Origin of the sequence: Polynucleobacter parvulilacunae (assembly GCF_018881715.1) — a bacterium.
Taxonomy (GTDB): domain Bacteria; phylum Pseudomonadota; class Gammaproteobacteria; order Burkholderiales; family Burkholderiaceae; genus Polynucleobacter; species Polynucleobacter parvulilacunae.
Genome location: NZ_JACVPW010000001.1, coordinates 122431 through 138199, shown reverse-complemented (window position 1 = coordinate 138199; position 15769 = coordinate 122431). Strand labels below are relative to the sequence as shown.

General features: G+C 46.9%; 18 protein-coding genes. 8 read left to right on the top strand and 10 right to left on the bottom strand.

What is annotated here, in order from left to right:
* The first annotated feature begins 23 nt into the window (after positions 1-23).
* Positions 24-335 carry a pyrimidine/purine nucleoside phosphorylase gene (gene ppnP, locus ICN18_RS00740; protein WP_255532028.1) on the top strand — a complete coding sequence of 104 codons (312 nt, stop codon included), beginning with the start codon at positions 24-26 and terminating at the stop codon, positions 333-335.
* A gap of 65 nt (positions 336-400) precedes the next feature.
* Here the strand turns inward: ppnP and ICN18_RS00735 are convergent, their stop codons facing one another.
* Positions 401-853 (bottom strand): DUF192 domain-containing protein, encoded by a 453-nt coding sequence (locus tag ICN18_RS00735; RefSeq protein WP_216188649.1) that lies wholly within the window; start codon positions 851-853, stop codon positions 401-403.
* Positions 854-937: 84 nt separating this feature from the next.
* Entirely contained in the window at positions 938-1141 is a 204-nt protein-coding gene (locus ICN18_RS00730) for a cold-shock protein (protein WP_011903586.1), read from the bottom strand.
* Positions 1142-1417: 276 nt separating this feature from the next.
* On the opposite strand from ICN18_RS00730, the gene clpS reads away from it, so the two are divergent.
* The 3 genes from clpS to ICN18_RS00715 are packed head-to-tail and all read left to right on the top strand — an operon-like array spanning position 1418 to position 4352.
* The gene (gene clpS / locus ICN18_RS00725) at positions 1418-1774 is read left to right on the top strand and encodes an ATP-dependent Clp protease adapter ClpS (RefSeq protein ID WP_216859974.1); all 357 of its coding nucleotides are present in this window, start codon (positions 1418-1420) and stop codon (positions 1772-1774) included.
* Positions 1771-4077, top strand: coding sequence for an ATP-dependent Clp protease ATP-binding subunit ClpA (clpA, locus tag ICN18_RS00720; protein ID WP_216188648.1), 2307 nt, complete (start codon positions 1771-1773; stop codon positions 4075-4077). The genes clpS and clpA overlap by 4 nt, the downstream gene beginning before the upstream one ends.
* A gap of 41 nt (positions 4078-4118) precedes the next feature.
* Positions 4119-4352, top strand: a complete 234-nt coding sequence (locus ICN18_RS00715) for an Hc1-related histone H1-like protein (protein WP_072582836.1) — start codon at positions 4119-4121, stop codon at positions 4350-4352.
* Positions 4353-4431: 79 nt separating this feature from the next.
* Here ICN18_RS00715 and dut read toward each other — a convergent pair whose 3' ends face one another.
* Genes dut through ICN18_RS00690 form a run of 5 tightly spaced genes read right to left on the bottom strand, consistent with a single transcriptional unit; the run spans position 4432 to position 10459 of the window.
* A complete protein-coding gene (gene dut, locus ICN18_RS00710; RefSeq protein ID WP_216188647.1) occupies positions 4432-4881 on the bottom strand; it encodes a dUTP diphosphatase in 450 nt (149 codons plus the stop codon).
* A gap of 53 nt (positions 4882-4934) precedes the next feature.
* Complete coding sequence (gene coaBC / locus ICN18_RS00705) at positions 4935-6146, bottom strand: bifunctional phosphopantothenoylcysteine decarboxylase/phosphopantothenate--cysteine ligase CoaBC (protein ID WP_216188646.1); 1212 nt, start codon at positions 6144-6146, stop codon at positions 4935-4937.
* Positions 6147-6155: 9 nt separating this feature from the next.
* Positions 6156-6647 carry a signal peptidase II gene (gene lspA / locus ICN18_RS00700; protein ID WP_216188645.1) on the bottom strand — a complete coding sequence of 164 codons (492 nt, stop codon included), beginning with the start codon at positions 6645-6647 and terminating at the stop codon, positions 6156-6158.
* A gap of 7 nt (positions 6648-6654) precedes the next feature.
* Positions 6655-9534, bottom strand: coding sequence for an isoleucine--tRNA ligase (gene ileS, locus ICN18_RS00695; protein WP_439650811.1), 2880 nt, complete (start codon positions 9532-9534; stop codon positions 6655-6657).
* Positions 9509-10459, bottom strand: coding sequence for a bifunctional riboflavin kinase/FAD synthetase (locus ICN18_RS00690; RefSeq protein WP_216188643.1), 951 nt, complete (start codon positions 10457-10459; stop codon positions 9509-9511). The genes ileS and ICN18_RS00690 overlap by 26 nt, the downstream gene beginning before the upstream one ends.
* Positions 10460-10498: 39 nt before the next feature.
* Between ICN18_RS00690 and purN the strand changes: the two genes are divergently transcribed.
* Genes purN through ICN18_RS00675 form a run of 3 tightly spaced genes read left to right on the top strand, consistent with a single transcriptional unit; the run spans position 10499 to position 13905 of the window.
* On the top strand, positions 10499-11128 hold the full coding sequence (gene purN, locus ICN18_RS00685; protein WP_216188642.1) for a phosphoribosylglycinamide formyltransferase: 630 nt from the start codon (positions 10499-10501) through the stop codon (positions 11126-11128).
* Complete coding sequence (locus ICN18_RS00680) at positions 11125-12684, top strand: RsmB/NOP family class I SAM-dependent RNA methyltransferase (RefSeq protein ID WP_216188641.1); 1560 nt, start codon at positions 11125-11127, stop codon at positions 12682-12684. The genes purN and ICN18_RS00680 overlap by 4 nt, the downstream gene beginning before the upstream one ends.
* A 27-nt stretch (positions 12685-12711) precedes the next feature.
* Positions 12712-13905, top strand: coding sequence for a DesA family fatty acid desaturase (locus ICN18_RS00675; protein ID WP_216188640.1), 1194 nt, complete (start codon positions 12712-12714; stop codon positions 13903-13905).
* Positions 13906-14038: 133 nt separating this feature from the next.
* Here ICN18_RS00675 and rpmG read toward each other — a convergent pair whose 3' ends face one another.
* The 3 genes from rpmG to radC all read right to left on the bottom strand — a co-directional run bounded on the left by rpmG (position 14039) and on the right by radC (position 15318).
* Entirely contained in the window at positions 14039-14206 is a 168-nt protein-coding gene (gene rpmG, locus ICN18_RS00670; protein WP_015421876.1) for a 50S ribosomal protein L33, read from the bottom strand.
* A gap of 11 nt (positions 14207-14217) precedes the next feature.
* Positions 14218-14451, bottom strand: a complete 234-nt coding sequence (gene rpmB, locus ICN18_RS00665; protein WP_011903570.1) for a 50S ribosomal protein L28 — start codon at positions 14449-14451, stop codon at positions 14218-14220.
* A gap of 144 nt (positions 14452-14595) precedes the next feature.
* Positions 14596-15318 carry a RadC family protein gene (gene radC, locus ICN18_RS00660; protein ID WP_216188639.1) on the bottom strand — a complete coding sequence of 241 codons (723 nt, stop codon included), beginning with the start codon at positions 15316-15318 and terminating at the stop codon, positions 14596-14598.
* Positions 15319-15321: 3 nt separating this feature from the next.
* Here radC and ICN18_RS00655 point away from each other — a divergent pair, with 3 nt between their 5' ends.
* Positions 15322-15768 carry an FKBP-type peptidyl-prolyl cis-trans isomerase gene (locus ICN18_RS00655; protein WP_216188638.1) on the top strand — a complete coding sequence of 149 codons (447 nt, stop codon included), beginning with the start codon at positions 15322-15324 and terminating at the stop codon, positions 15766-15768.
* Position 15769: the final 1 nt, after the last annotated feature.

The following is a 15769-nucleotide window of genomic DNA, read 5'->3' as shown; positions in this document are numbered from 1 at the left end:
TTGAACCAAGCAGAAAAGAAAGAATGAGCATGCAATTTGATCAAGTTTCCGTAGGCAAGAAAGCCAATGTATTTTTTGATGGCAAGTGCGTTTCACACACTGTGACATTGCCTAATGGCGTGCGTAAGTCAGTGGGCGTTGTTTTGCCAAGCACCTTACGTTTTGACCTAAGCACTAAAGAAATCATGGAAGTGGTTGATGGCAATGCTTTTGTTAGCATCAACGGCTCCCCTGAACAAGAGTTCAAGGCAGGCCAGAGTTGGGAAGTGGAGAAGGGTGGTTACTTCATTATCCGTGCTGAACAACCAGTTCATTACGTTTGCCACTTTGAATAAAACAACAGAGTACTAAAGCAAAACGCAGACCGAGGTCTGCGTTTTTTATTTCTCAACACCCACTTTTATCTTTTTGGTAAGCCAGTAACAACTGTGCCCGGTACGATTACTCTTTCTGCGAACCATTGCTTGTTCATTTCCAACGCATAACGCACAGCTGCTTTAGGGCAGTGATTGTTAGTGGTTTCTGCTTGCATCTCTTCGATGTTCACAATCTTGCCATCATCCGCAATGAATGCAATGGAAAGTGGAATCTTGGTGTTGTTCATCCAGAAGCAGTGGCCTGCTTTTTGTTCAAAGACAAATAGCATCCCAGCATTAGTTGGCATGCTAGTGCGATTCATGAGGCCAACTTCTCTAGCCTTAGGGGTATCGGCGAGTTCAGCTTGTATGCGGTAGATGCCTGTTTTTAATTCAATAGTGGGGAGGCCGACGTTGACTTGAGCAAGAGCGGCGCTTGAGCAAATAAAGAGAATGGCGGCAATGAGATGGCTAAATGGATTTTTTGAAATAAGCATGAGTTACATTTTAAGTGAGGCAAATTGCAGACGAAAAAAAACCCAGGAACGAATCCTGGGTTTTTAATAATGATCTAAGGACTATTAAGCCGCTTGGATATTGGTAGCTTGCTTGCCTTTAGGACCTTGGGTAATGTCAAACGTTACCTTTTGGTTTTCCTTGAGGGTTTTGAACCCAGGCATAGTAATTGCGCTGAAATGCGCGAACAACTCTTCTTCACCATCATCAGGTTTGATAAAGCCAAAACCTTTTGCATCATTGAACCACTTAACAATTCCGGTCGCCATGCGAACTCCATTACATAAACTTAAAACAACCGTGATGAGGGTAAATACTTTTTAATCAGTCTCAATCCACAACACGCCTAAATAGAACCTCTCTTGAAGCCTACCCCCTGATTGTTTGCCCTTTTTGGAGGGGTGTCAAGGAGTTATATGCCCCTACCCCCTAGTAAATACCCCTTTTTTTATCGAAAAATGCCCCAATATGGGTTTAAAGGGGATTTTTGCGTGGTTTTTGCAACAAGACCCCAGTAAATTAAAGTTTCAATATCTGTGTTTAGAATGTTTCTCATGAGTCGCGCACCAAAAAATCCCACTACTGGCAACCCCAGCAATCCTTATGTTGAGGACACCATTCTTCTCGAAAAACAGGTCGAGCAAGTTAAGGCACCATCGATGTATAAAGTTTTACTATTGAATGACGATTACACGCCAATGGAATTTGTGGTGATGGTCATTCAGGAGTATTTTAATAAAGATCATGAAACAGCTACACGCATCATGTTGCAAGTACATTTAGTTGGCAAAGGCATTTGCGGGGTATTTACTCGCGACGTCGCTGCCACGAAAGTGCATCAAGTTATTGAACTCTCCCGTGAAGCGGGTCACCCACTACAGTGCACTATGGAGGAAGCATGATTGCCCAAGAATTAGAAGTGAGTTTGCACATGGCGTTTGTTGACGCAAGGGCATCGCGACATGAGTTCATTACGGTCGAGCATTTGCTCGCAGCCTTACTGGATAACGCTACTGCGGTTGAGGTCTTAAAGGCTTGCGCAGTCAATATTGCAGAGCTGCGTGCCCAACTTAAAAACTTTATTAACGACAACACACCTGTGGTGCCGGGTAATGATGAAGTAGATACGCAACCTACGCTAGGATTTCAGCGCGTTATTCAGCGCGCCATCATGCATGTGCAATCGACATCAAATGGTAAGAAAGAAGTGACTGGTGCAAATGTATTGGTTGCCATCTTTGGTGAAAAAGATTCTCATGCGGTTTATTTCTTGCAGCAGCAAGGTGTTACACGCTTAGACGTAGTGAACTTCATTAGTCATGGCGTGCGCAAGGATCAATCTGAGCATGTTAAGCCTGCTGAGCCTACCCAAGAGGCCGAAGAATCTGCCTCATCTGGCAAAGAAAGTCCTCTTGAGCAGTACACCCAAAACCTAAATGTCATGGCTCGCCAGGGCAAGATCGACCCATTGATTGGGCGCGAGAGCGAGGTTGAGCGTGTAATTCAGGTGTTATGCCGTCGCCGTAAGAACAATCCATTATTGGTTGGTGAAGCCGGTGTTGGTAAAACAGCGATTGCTGAGGGCTTAGCCTGGAGAATTGTTAAGGGCGATGTGCCCGATATCTTGGCCGATGCAACTGTCTATTCATTAGATATGGGTGCGCTTTTGGCGGGCACTAAATACCGTGGTGATTTTGAGCAACGCTTAAAGAGTGTTCTTAAATCATTAAAAGATCACGCACACGGCGTTTTGTTTATTGATGAGATTCATACACTGATCGGTGCTGGTGCCGCATCTGGTGGCACATTAGATGCAAGCAATTTACTAAAGCCTGCTTTATCAAATGGCCAACTCAAATGTATCGGTGCAACTACCTTTACAGAATATCGTGGCATCTTTGAAAAGGATGCAGCTCTATCACGTCGTTTCCAGAAGGTAGATGTTGTTGAGCCAACAGTAGATCAAACCGTACAAATTCTGCGTGGCTTGAAGTCTCGTTTTGAAGAGCACCATAGCGTGAAATATGCGGCCGGTGCCTTGGTTGCTGCTGCAGAGCTTTCTGCGCGCTATATCAATGATCGTCATTTGCCCGATAAGGCGATTGATGTGATCGACGAAGCTGGTGCTGCGCAACGTATTTTGCCGAAGTCTAAGCAGAAGAAAACCATTGGTCGTCCAGAGATTGAAGAGATTGTGGCAAAGATTGCACGCATACCGCCACAATCAGTCACTGTGGACGATCGTAGTAAGTTGCAGACTTTAGATCGCGATATTAAGAGCGTAGTCTTTGGTCAAGATCCTGCGATTGAAGCCTTGGCTAGCGCCATTAAGATGACACGTGCGGGCCTTGGCAAGATTGATAGACCGATTGGTTCATTCTTATTCTCTGGTCCAACAGGTGTTGGTAAAACTGAGGTGGCTAAGCAGCTTGCTTACATTCTTGGCATTGAACTCTTGCGTTTCGATATGTCTGAGTACATGGAGCGCCATGCAGTAAGTCGTTTAATTGGCGCGCCTCCGGGTTATGTGGGATTTGATCAAGGCGGCTTGCTTACTGAGGCTGTGAATAAGAAGCCGCATTGCGTACTCCTGCTTGATGAAATCGAAAAGGCCCATCCAGATATCTTCAATATCTTGTTGCAGGTGATGGATCACGGCACTTTGACGGATAACAATGGTCGTAAGACAGATTTCCGTAACGTGATCATCATTATGACTACGAATGCTGGTGCTGAGGCGATGCAGAAATCAACCATTGGCTTTACCAATGCACGCGAGTCTGGCGATGAGATGGCGGATATCAAGAAATTCTTCACACCGGAGTTCCGCAACCGTTTGGATGCCATCGTCTCCTTCAAGGCACTTGATGAATCTATCATCATGCGCGTTGTCGATAAGTTCTTAATGCAGCTTGAAGAGCAGTTGCATGAGAAGAAGGTTGACGCTACCTTTAGCCCAGCATTAAGGGCGCATTTGGCGAAGCATGGCTTTGATCCGTTGATGGGCGCACGTCCAATGCAGCGCATTATTCAAGATACCGTGCGCAAAGCCCTTGCCGACGAGCTGTTATTTGGTAAGTTGGCTCAAGGTGGCCATGTGGATGTCGATATCGATGCTGACGGTAAAGTGCTGCTGAACTTTGAAGTCCCGGTATTGCCAGGAAAGCGTTCTAAAGCCGATGTAGCGCCTGCTGAAGAAATTTAATTAACTCATTTTTAAACTAAAACAATCCAAAAAAGGAAGATATGTCTCATCACGATAAATTACTAGAAGCTTTTGAAAACTACAAAGCTGAGAACGAAAAGTTTCAAGGTAAAGGTATTAAGGCTTCTGCAGCTCGTGCTCGTAAGGCTTTGCAAGAGATTGCTGGTTCTTGCAAAGAGCGCCGTAAAGAAATTACGGCTGAGAAAGAGTCTCGCGAAGGCGCTGGTGCTGGCATGTCACAAGATGCTGCTCGTAAAGCGCATATTCGTAAGTAAGCATTCTTGCTTAAAAAGAAAAGCCACTCAAGAGTGGCTTTTTGTTTGCCCAAAAATCTGGACACTAGAGGTATTTGACTTAGGCTCTACCGGTGCTGCCAAAACCACCAGCACCACGACTGCTCTCGGTGAACTCCTCTACAACTTTGAGTTCAACCTGTTGCACGGGCATCACTACCAATTGAGCAAGGCGCTCCATAGGCTCTAGCTTGAATGCGGTAGAGCCACGGTTCCAGGTGCTCACCATCAGTTGGCCTTGATAGTCGGAATCAATCAGACCAACTAAGTTACCAAGAACGATGCCATGCTTGTGACCTAAGCCAGAGCGCGGAAGAATAAATGCAGCATAGCGTGGATCTTCAACATAGATTGCTAGGCCAGTAGGTACCAGTACGGTTTGACCAGGGGCAATCTCAATTGCTTGATCAATGCAGGCACGCAGATCTAGTCCAGCGCTTCCAGGGGTGCCATAAGCAGGCAACTGATCGCGCATGCGTTCATCGAGAATTTTGACTTGAAGGGATTGCATGAAATTTCCTAAAGCAGTGGGTATAGAGAGTAAAAAACTACAAAGAATTGAGTTTAGATTTTCTTGGCTACGATTTGAATAAGCTGGCGTGCTAATTGAATCTTTTCTGCTTTAGCAATTTTTTTGCTGCCGCTGGCATCAATGACAAGTAACTGATTTAGATCACTTCCAAAGGTATCTGGACCAATATTGCCAACAATCATCGGAATGTCTTTACGCTTGCGCTTTTCATCGGCGTGCTTCTCTAGATCGGTAGATTCGGCTGCAAAGCCTACACAGTAAGGGTGAGGTTTACCGCCCTTGGTTTTTACAGTCTTGGCAACGTCAAGCAGAATATCTGGGTTAGCTGAAAATTCGATGCTTGGTGCCTCTTTTCCTTGGCGCTTGATCTTTTCTTTGGCTGGCTTAGCAATACCCCAGTCAGCAACGGCAGCTACTGCAAAGAAGACATCGCAGTCTATTGCGCTTAAGGTAGCTGCATGCATTTCCTTGGCGCTAATGACATTAGTGCGTGTAACTTTTCCGGTAGCTTCAAGTGGCGTTGAAAGGGCGCATGGTCCTGCAATTAAATGCACTTGGGCGCCAGCTTCAATAGCCGCTCTTGCAATGGCAAAACCCATCTTGCCGGAACTGTGATTGGTGATGCCGCGTACTGGATCAATTGCTTCAAATGTGGGGCCAGCAGTAATCAAGACTTTTTTGCCGGCTAAAGATTTTTTCTGAAAGAAGGCAATCACTTGTTCAGTAATTTCAGTAGGCTCGAGCATTCTGCCCATGCCTACTTCGCCACAGGCTTGGAAACCGCTAGCGGGGCCAAGAAGGGTAACGCCATCATCAGCAAGTCGTTTTGCGCTTCTCTGGGTCGCGGCATGCTCCCACATTTGCTTGTTCATGGCTGGGGTTAGCAAGAGAGGGCAATCTCTTGCGAGGCAAAGCGTAGTCAATAGATCGTCTGCCAAACCTAACGAAAGCTTGGCCATTAGATCAGCACTTGCTGGTGCAATCAAAATAGCATCTGCTGAGCGAGACAACTCAATGTGCGCCATATTGTTTGGAATGCTGCTATCCCATTGGCTTAAATAAACCGGGTTGCCAGTAAGCGCCTGCATCGTGACTGGCGTCACAAATTGCTGGGCGGCTTCAGTCATCACCACTTGCACTGATGCGCCTTCTTGCATTAGTTGGCGTGCGAGCTCAGGGGCTTTATAGGCTGCTATGCCACCCGAGATGCCAAGAACGATCTTCTTATTTAAAAGTGATTGCATGGCGCCAGCTTAATGGGATTGGGCAGATTTGCCAAATGACTTGCGTAATTCACCGCAAATGATGAGGGCGGCACCAATACAGATGGCGCTATCAGCAATATTAAATGCAGGCCAATGCCAGTTGCCGTAATACACGTCAATAAAGTCGACAACCGCACCATACGTTACGCGATCTAAGACATTCCCTAAAGCACCACCCAAGATCAAGCTCAGGGCAACGCAGAGGAGTTTGTCACTTCGGCTTTTATATAGCAGCCAGATAATATAAATAGATGCTACTAAGCCAAGACTAGTGAAGAACCAGCGTTGCCAACCAGTGCCTTGCGCTAGAAATGAAAATGCTGCCCCTGGATTAAATAGTAACAACCAGTTTAAAAATGGCACAACTGGTTCAGGCACGCCCATTTGTAAATTACTCAGCGCTGACCACTTGCTGAGTTGATCTAGCAATAGCACGATGATCGCAATTGCGAGATAACGAAGTAGAGCAAGGCTTTTCATGGGTGTCTTAGGCAAAGAGGCGATGATCGCCATCACCGAATAAGTTGCTAATACAACGACCACACAACTCTACATGTTCGGTGTTGCTACCAACATCTTTGGTGTGATGCCAGCAGCGACCACACTTCTTATATTGACTACCCCTTACCAATACTTCTAGACCCTCGTTGCTGAGTTCAATATTGGCGCTAGAGGTGATGGTGACAAAACGCAGATCATCTTCTAATGAATGCAAAATCGCAAAGTCCACGTCACCTAATTTGATAGTGAGTTCAGCCTGCAATGATGAGCCAACATTACCTGCTTCGCGCTCAACTTCAATGGCCTTGGTTACTTCAGAGCGAATTTCGCGAATACGCTCCCACTTTGCGAGCAACTCATCAGCATGAGCGATTTGTGGGAAGTCGCCAAACTCTTCCATAAAGATAGATTCAGCAGGCTTGATTCCTGATCCGTGCGGGAAATCCTTCCAGGCTTCTTCTGCAGTGAAGGAGAGGAATGGTGATAGCCACTTCAAGAGATTGCGAGTGATGTGGAAGAGAGCGTTCTGTGCAGCGCGGCGATCAGGAGAATCGGGCGCACTCGTATAGAGGCGGTCCTTAAGGATATCCAGATAGAAGCCGCCTAAATCTTCAGAGCAGAAAGTCAACATGCGAGCTACTGCTGGCTGGAATTCATATGCCTTGTAATGCGCTTCAACATCGCTCTGTAATTGATTAGCAAGAGCAACCGCATAGCGATCAATCTCAAGCCATTGATCAGCTGACATCGTGTGCTTGCTAGGATCAAAATCAGAGAGATTGGCCAATAAGAAGCGCAGGGTGTTACGAATACGGCGATAGCTCTCAGTAACGCGTTTGAGAATTTCATCAGAGATGGTCATCTCACCAGAGTAGTCTGTTGAAGCAACCCAGAGGCGGATGATCTCAGCACCCAACTTATCTGCAACTTGTTGTGGAGCAATGACATTCCCTACGGACTTGCTCATCTTGCGGCCTTGACCATCAACAGTAAAGCCGTGAGTCAATAATGCTTTGTATGGCGGCTTGCCATCCAGCATGGCGCCCGTCAGCAAGGAGGAGTGGAACCAGCCTCGATGTTGGTCTGAGCCCTCAAGGTATAAATCAGCCAAGCGACCGTTTGGTGTTGCTGTATCCGCGGTAAGTAATTCGTCACGGTGTGAGCCGCGAATGACGTGCCAGTGCGTTGTGCCAGAGTCAAACCAGACGTCTAAGGTGTCACGGTTCTTTTCGTATTGCGCAGCTTCTTCGCCAAGCAGTTCAGCAGCCTCCAATTTTTGCCAAGCCTCGATACCTTCTTTTTCTACGCGCTTAGCAATTTCTTCCAGAAGTTCGACAGTACGTGGATGTGGCTCACCACTTTCTTTGTGCACAAAGAAAGCCATTGGTACACCCCATTGGCGCTGACGTGACAAAGTCCAGTCGGGACGATTGGCAATCATGCTGTTGAGACGTTGCTTGCCCCAGGCTGGGAAGAACTCGGTGCTTTCAATGCCTGCTAGTGCGGTTTCACGCAAACTGGCTTTACCATCAGATGGTTTTTTATCCATGCTCGCAAACCATTGTGAGGTTGCGCGGTAAATGATGGGTGACTTATGGCGCCAGCAATGCATGTATGAGTGGGTATAAGTTTTATCGCGCAGTAGGCTACCTGCTTCACGCATAGCTTCGACAATCTTTGGATTTGCTTTCCAGATATATTCATTGGCAAAGAGTGGCAACCATGAGGCATACACACCATTGCCCATGACTGGGTTCAAGATGTCTTTGTCAGCAAGTTTGTTTGCTTTGCAGGATTTAAAGTCTTCCTCACCATAAGCAGGTGCAGAGTGAACGATGCCAGTACCAGTATCAAGCGTGACGTATTCGGCCGGGTAGATTGGTGAGAGGCGTTTGTAACCTTCATGCAAAGGTGCTAATGGGTGCCAGAAAGAAATATTGGCTAATTGCGCACCTAGGCATGTGGCAAGTACTTTGCCTTCTAGGCCATAGTCTTGAAGGCAAGTTTCAACACGGTCTTTTGCGAGAATTAATAATTTATCGCCAACATCTACCAGTGCATAAGTAAGCTCTGGGTGAACGTTCATTGCCTGGTTAGCTGGAATAGTCCAAGGAGTAGTTGTCCAGATGACAATCTGCCCTGGTTTATTTGGTAGCTCAGGAAGTCCAAATACTTTTGCCAGTTGTGGACGCTGCGCACCATCAAACGCAAAGCCAACGTCAACTGTGGGGTCAGTCTTGTCTTGATATTCCACTTCGGCTTCGGCAAGGGCGGAGCCGCAATCAAAACACCAGTTCACAGGCTTTAAGCCTCGGAAGACATAACCCTTCTCCCAGATCTTTCCAAGAGCGCGGATTTCATCGGCTTCGTTGCGGAAGTTCATGGTGAGGTAAGGGTTGTTCCAGTCTCCCAGAACACCTAGACGCTCAAAGTCTTTCTTCTGCTTCTCGACTTGGACGTGTGCATAAGCACGTGCTTTAGATTGCACTTCAGCGGTCGGCAGGTTTTTGCCAAACTCTTTTTCAATCTGAATCTCAATTGGCATGCCGTGGCAGTCCCAGCCAGGTACATATACAGAGTCAAAGCCCATGAGCCAGCGAGACTTGACGATCATGTCTTTCAGAATCTTATTAACCGCGTGACCAATATGAATATCGCCGTTGGCATATGGAGGGCCGTCATGCAGAATGAACTTTGGCTGATTAGCATGGGCTGCACGAATCTTTTCGTAGAGCTTATTCTTTTGCCATCCCGCTACCCATTGTGGTTCACGCTTGGCTAGATCTCCTCGCATTGGGAAAGAGGTATCTAGTAGATTGACGGGATAAGAGTTTTCTTTTTCAGACATAAGCTTTTTTCTGGAAATAATTTCTGGCATGCGCTGCATCAGCTGCAATCGCTTTTGTAAGGGTTTCGAGGTCCGAGTACTTCGCCTCGTCACGAATTTTTTCTAATAGTTCTACGGTGATAATTTTTCCGTAAAAATCTGCGTTGTAATCAAAGATGTGTGTCTCAAGTAATACTCGGCCTTCATCTTCTACTGTGGGTCTCACGCCCAAGCTGGCAACCGCTGGTAGCGGTTTATCGGATAGGCCGAGAACCTGCGCAGTGAAGATGCCGGTGCTAGCTGGTTTGCGATGATGAAGATGATTGGCGACCGCTAAGTTCAAAGTAGGAAAGCCAAGTTGACGCCCTAGTTTTTGACCATGAATCACATGGCCAGAGATTCCATATGGACGACCTAATAATTTTTCAGCTTGTTGCATGTCGCCACTAGCAAGCGCAGCACGCAACGCAGAGCTGGAAATTCGTGCACCATTTTCTTGAATGGTTTGAATGCTAGAAACTTCAAAACCATATTTCTCACCAGCAGCTTTCAAGCTAGCAAAGTTTCCTGCGCGTTTTGCGCCATAGCAAAAATCATCACCAATCAAGATCCACTTTGTGTTTAACCGTTTGACAATAATTTCTGAAACAAATTCTTCGGGTGAGAGTTTGGCAAATGCTGAGTTGAAATGTTCTACCACTACCCGATCAATTCCGAGATTAGCAAGCGCCGCTAATTTGTCGCGCAAATTCAGAATGCGGGGTGGTGCTTGATCTGGAGAAAAGAATTCTTTTGGATGTGGTTCAAAGGTCATGACGCAACTGACCAGGCCACGATCCTTGGCGCCATCAACGAGTTCTTTGAGCAGGGCGCGATGACCCCTGTGCACGCCATCGAAATTGCCGATGGTTAGGGCACAAGCTGGTCCTGCAGAAAACTGGGTGGGGCCACGGAATACGTTCACAAAATCGCTTTCAGGGTAGCCATCAATTATATTGTGGGCATGCCTTCTATCGTCACCTTAATCTCCGGCCGCGGATCTAATTTCGAGGCCATCGTCAAAACGGCCCAAAAAGAGCGGTGGCCAGTCACTTTTGCTGGGGTCATAGCGAATCACTCAGCGGCTAAGGGCCTTGATTTTGCTCGCTCGCAGGGTATTCCTGCCTTTGCCATTGAACATAAAGAGCACGCTACTCGTGAGTCCTTTGATACGGCCTTAATTGAGCAGATCGACGCCTTGGGGGCTGATTTGGTGGTTCTCGCTGGCTTTATGAGGATTTTGACCCCAAGCTTTATTCGTCATTTCGAGGGTCGATTGATTAATATTCATCCAGCCTTACTGCCTGCTTTCCCCGGTTTACATACCCATGAGCGTGCTTTAGAGGCCGGAGTGAAGGAGCACGGCGCCACCGTTCATTTTGTGAACGAGGGCGTGGACGAGGGCCCCATTATTTGTCAGGCCTCAGTTCCAGTGCTAGAAGGCGATAATGCCGACACCTTGGCTGCCCGTGTTTTGGCAGCTGAGCATCAAATTTACCCGCGGGCCGTAAAATGGTTCCTCGATGGACGATTGCGAATAGAAGGTAATCAAGTGAAGTTACAACCCCCGGAGTCGCAATTTTTTAAATTATGAGCGCAGAACGTCCACCCCGTAGATCTGGCAGCAGACTAGCCCCACACAAAAGTTACGCAGCGAAATCAAAAGATCCGCTGCGTCGCCCTGAGCGCAGAAATGCCAGCGGCAATTTAATTGCGCCTGAAGGTCAAAAGAATTTTTCGAATGCAAAAGCATTGCCACAACATGCAATTCATCTTGAGCGTTTACTTCCCGAATTGCTGAGTTTTGAACAGCCGGCTGACCGCGTTGTGAGTCGTTATTTCAGAGAAGAAAAGCAGTTAGGAAATCGTGATCGTGCCTTGATTGCGGAGAGTGCATTTGCTATTTTGCGTCGTAAAAATGAGTTCTCTCAATTTGCTTCTAGCGGTGAAGGCTCTCAAGCTAGACGCTTAGCCCTATTGGGTTTGCTGTCTGCTCTATCAGAAGGCGGATTGGGTTCTGCGAACCGTGCCGAGAGTGCCATCGCTGACTTGGCTCACGTACTAAAGCCTGGTGAATATGAATGGTTGCAACGTTTTGCAACTGTAGATCCAGCCGCTTTAAATTCTCTCGTGCGCAACAATTTGCCTGAGTGGTTATGGGATGCATTTGGTAAATACCCCGGTGAAGAAACTCGTGAAGAACTCGCTAAGTCATTGATGTATCCAGCGCTTTTAGACTTGCGTGCGAACACCATGAAAACCAATCGCGAAGAATTGCTCGCGCAGATGAATGCATTGGGTGGTCGCTATCAAGCAATCCCCACTCCGTACGCGCCTGATGGTGTGCGCATTATGGGTAAACCTGCTTTGCAAAATACCCCGGGCTTTAAAGCCGGCATGTTTGAAGTGCAAGATGAAGGCAGTCAGCTCTTGGCTTATCTGCTCGCTCCTAAGCGCGGCGAGATGGTTGTCGACTTTTGCGCTGGTGCCGGCGGCAAGACTTTGGCGATTGGAGCGATCATGCGCTCCACAGGACGTTTGTATGCTTTAGATACATCAGAGCGTCGCTTGGCCAATTTGAAGCCAAGACAGGCTCGTAGCGGCCTCTCAAATGTCCATCCAGTGTGGATTGATAGCGAGAACGACGCCAAGATCAAGCGCTTAGCCGGAAAAATTGACCGTGTCCTAGTAGATGCCCCTTGTAGTGGAATGGGTACTTTGCGCCGCAATCCAGATTTGAAGTGGCGTCAGACTCCGGAAGGGGTGTTGGAGCTAAACCAAAAGCAAAGAAGCATCTTGGCCTCCGCAGCCCGCCTGTTAAAGCCAGGCGGTCGCTTGGTTTATGCCACCTGTAGCCTATTACCCCAAGAAAATCAGGCCATTGCCGAGGAATTTTTGGCAAACCACCCACAATTTGAGGCTGTCCCAGCGGCTGAGGTTCTTAAGCCTTTGTTTCCAAAGGAAAAATTACCTTTAGGATGCAGCCTCGACAATCCTTGGTGGCAGTTATGGCCACATATTCATGGGACAGATGGTTTCTTTGGGGCGGTATTCCAGAAGAAAGCTGCCGCTCCAGTTCCCAAGTCTGAAAAAGACGATCAAAAAGAGATTAAGGTCAAAAACAAAAAGACCCCTAAAGAACTAAAATAGAGTTTTAGACCTCTTTAGGGACCCCCTTTGAATACAGCTTCAGGTTTTGATTTGTTCCTCCATTGGCTCGCGAATGGATATTTGGATTGGTCTTGGTGGAAGATAGTTGTTTTCACCTTAATCGCTACCCACATTACGATTGCTGCAGTTACCATCTTCTTGCACCGTTGCCAAGCGCATCGCGCTTTAGATCTGCATCCGATTGTTTCTCACTTTTTCCGTTTATGGCTTTGGCTAACAACGGGTATGGTTACTAAAGAGTGGGCTGCGATTCATCGTAAGCATCACGCTAAATGTGAAACAGTAGATGATCCACATAGCCCACAAGTTTTGGGTATCAATACTGTTCTCTCTCGTGGTGCTGAACTCTATAAAAAAGAAGCGGCAAATCAAGAGACTTTAGATAAATTTGGTCATGGCACTCCAGATGACTGGGTCGAGCACAACATCTACTCCAAGTTCTCTTGGCAGGGTGTTGCCATCATGCTCATCGTCGATGTATTTTTATTTGGTGCAGTTGGTTTAACTGTTTGGGCAGTGCAAATGTTGTGGATCCCAATTACTGCTGCTGGAGTAATTAACGGTATCGGTCACTTTTGGGGCTATCGTAATTTCGATTGCGAAGATGCCTCCAGAAATATTGTGCCTTGGGGTATTTTGATTGGCGGTGAGGAGCTGCATAACAATCACCATACTTTTGCCACGAGCGCGAAGTTATCCAACAAGTGGTACGAGTTTGATATTGGTTGGATGTACATCCAAATCATGAGCGCAGTTGGTTTGGCTACCGTGAAGAAGACACCACCTAAGCCAGTGTTGAGTGATTTGCGTCCAGCCGATCAAAACACTCTGGAAGCCATCATTGCAAACCGCTATGAAATCATGGCTCGCTACAGCAAAACATTGCGTAGTTTCTTTAGCAATGAAGTGCAGCACATGCAGGTCTTGGCGTCTCATTTAGGCGATGCCCGTACATGGTTAGCCAAGGACGAGTCTCGTTTAACGGAACAAGAAAAAGCAAAGCTAGAAGAGTTGATGGCGAGTAATGCTCAGTTACGCAAAATGATTGAGATGCGCCGTGATCTTCAGGCTATTTGGGGTCGCTCTAGTGCCACTAAAGAGCAATTGCTTTCTCAGCTTCATACTTGGTGTCAGCACGCAGAAGAAAGCGGCTTAACGAGTTTGCGTGAGTTCTCTTTGAGGCTTCGTCGTTACGCTTAAGCAAAAGAGAAACAACGAAAGAAATAAAGCTCTCAACAATACAGTTCAAAACTGTAGACAATAAAAAACCCGCTGATGTAGCGGGTTTTTTACTTACTGAAAGTAAGTATTAAATGAATACCGAATAAATACCTTACTTCAGCTTTGTTTCTTTGTAAGCAACGTGCTTGCGAATGGTTGGATCGAACTTCATGATCTCCATTTTCTCAGGCTTAGTACGCTTGTTTTTTGAAGTTGTGTAGAAGTGACCAGTACCTGCTGATGACTCTAACTTGATTTTTTCTCTGCCGCCTTTAGCCATTTGTGCGCTCCTTAAATTTCGCCACGTGCACGTAGATCAGACAGCACAGCGTCGATGCCGTTCTTGTCGATAACGCGCAAACCAGCATTGGTTAAGCGCAAGCTAATCCAGCGGTTTTCTGATTCAACCCAGAAACGACGGTTTTGCAAATTCGGCAAAAAGCGACGCTTCGTTTTATTGTTTGCATGGGATACATTGTTGCCAACCATCGGCTTCTTCCCAGTGACTTGGCAAACTTTTGCCATGACATAACTCCATTAATTGCGAAAAAAGAAGATTGTATCAGTCCTAGCCTATTTTGGGCTAGCCCTAAATGACTTTCTTGGGTGTGAATTCCTGATAAAAAGTACTCCCTGGGGTATGAAAGGCTAATAAGTTAGTATTTACTATCATTTAATGCCATTATTCATAAGCCCGGAGTCGGAAAAAGAGAAAAAACCAGTGCCACTCACAATGCAGTGATCCAGAAGCTGAATATCCACGAGCTGCAGGGCGTTTGAGAGCACTATGGTGAGCTCTTGGTCTGCATCGCTGGGTAATGGGTTACCGCTGGGGTGGTTATGGGCCACGATCAGGGCGCTGGCATTCTTGGCTAAGGCTTCTTTCAGGATTTCGCGGGGATAAATGGCTGTTTGGGTAATGGAGCCCCTAAACAGCTCATCGCATTCGATGAGGTGGAGGCGTGAGTCTAAGTAGAGGCATAGAAAGACCTCATGGGGCAGGCGGCCAATTTTGGCCTGTAGAAACTCCCTTACGTGGTTGGGTGATGAAAAGATAGGGTCTTGGCTAAGACCATCCTCCAGGCTGCGCTTAACCAGCTCATAAGCTGCTTGTATTTGGGACCACTTGGAGAGTCCCATGCCGTGAATACGGGTGAATTCTTCGGGGGTACTGGCCAGGAGTCGCGGCAGATTTCCAAAGTGATGCAATAGGTCCTTGGCTAAGGCAACGGCACTTTTGCCTTTGACTCCAACCCTCAAAAAGATCGCCAGTAATTCCGCATCAGAAAGCGCTGCGGCACCATTTAGACGAAGCTTCTCCCTGGGTTGTTCATTTTTTGGCCAGTTTGTAATTGGGGAGTGCACAGCCAGCTCAGGCCTAGATACAATCACCTTATGACTAAGCTTACCGTTTTGCCAAATTCCTTTTTGACCCTCAACTATCGGCTCACTTTGCCCAGCGGGGAGGATTACATCAACACGTTTATCGATCGTCCTGCGACGGTTTTGATGGGGTCTGGACAATTTGCTCCTTGCTTTGAAAAGGTTTTGTTGGGTCTAGGTGTTGGCGAGAAAAAAAGTGCGTTGCTTGCTCCCGAAGAAAGCTTTGGCGAGCGCAAAGAAGATTTAGTGCAATGGGTTTCTCTCAAGGCACTCAAAGAAGGTCGCGATGATGACGTGGAATTTAATCCGGGTGATGTGATTGAGTTCAATGCGCCGGGCGGCGCTCAATATGCCGGTGTACTGCAATCCATTGATGATGAGGGCGCTTGGTTTGACTTCAATCATCCTTTGGCAGGTAGGCCAGTGAAATTTGAAGCAGAGATTGTGGCGATTCTGTAAA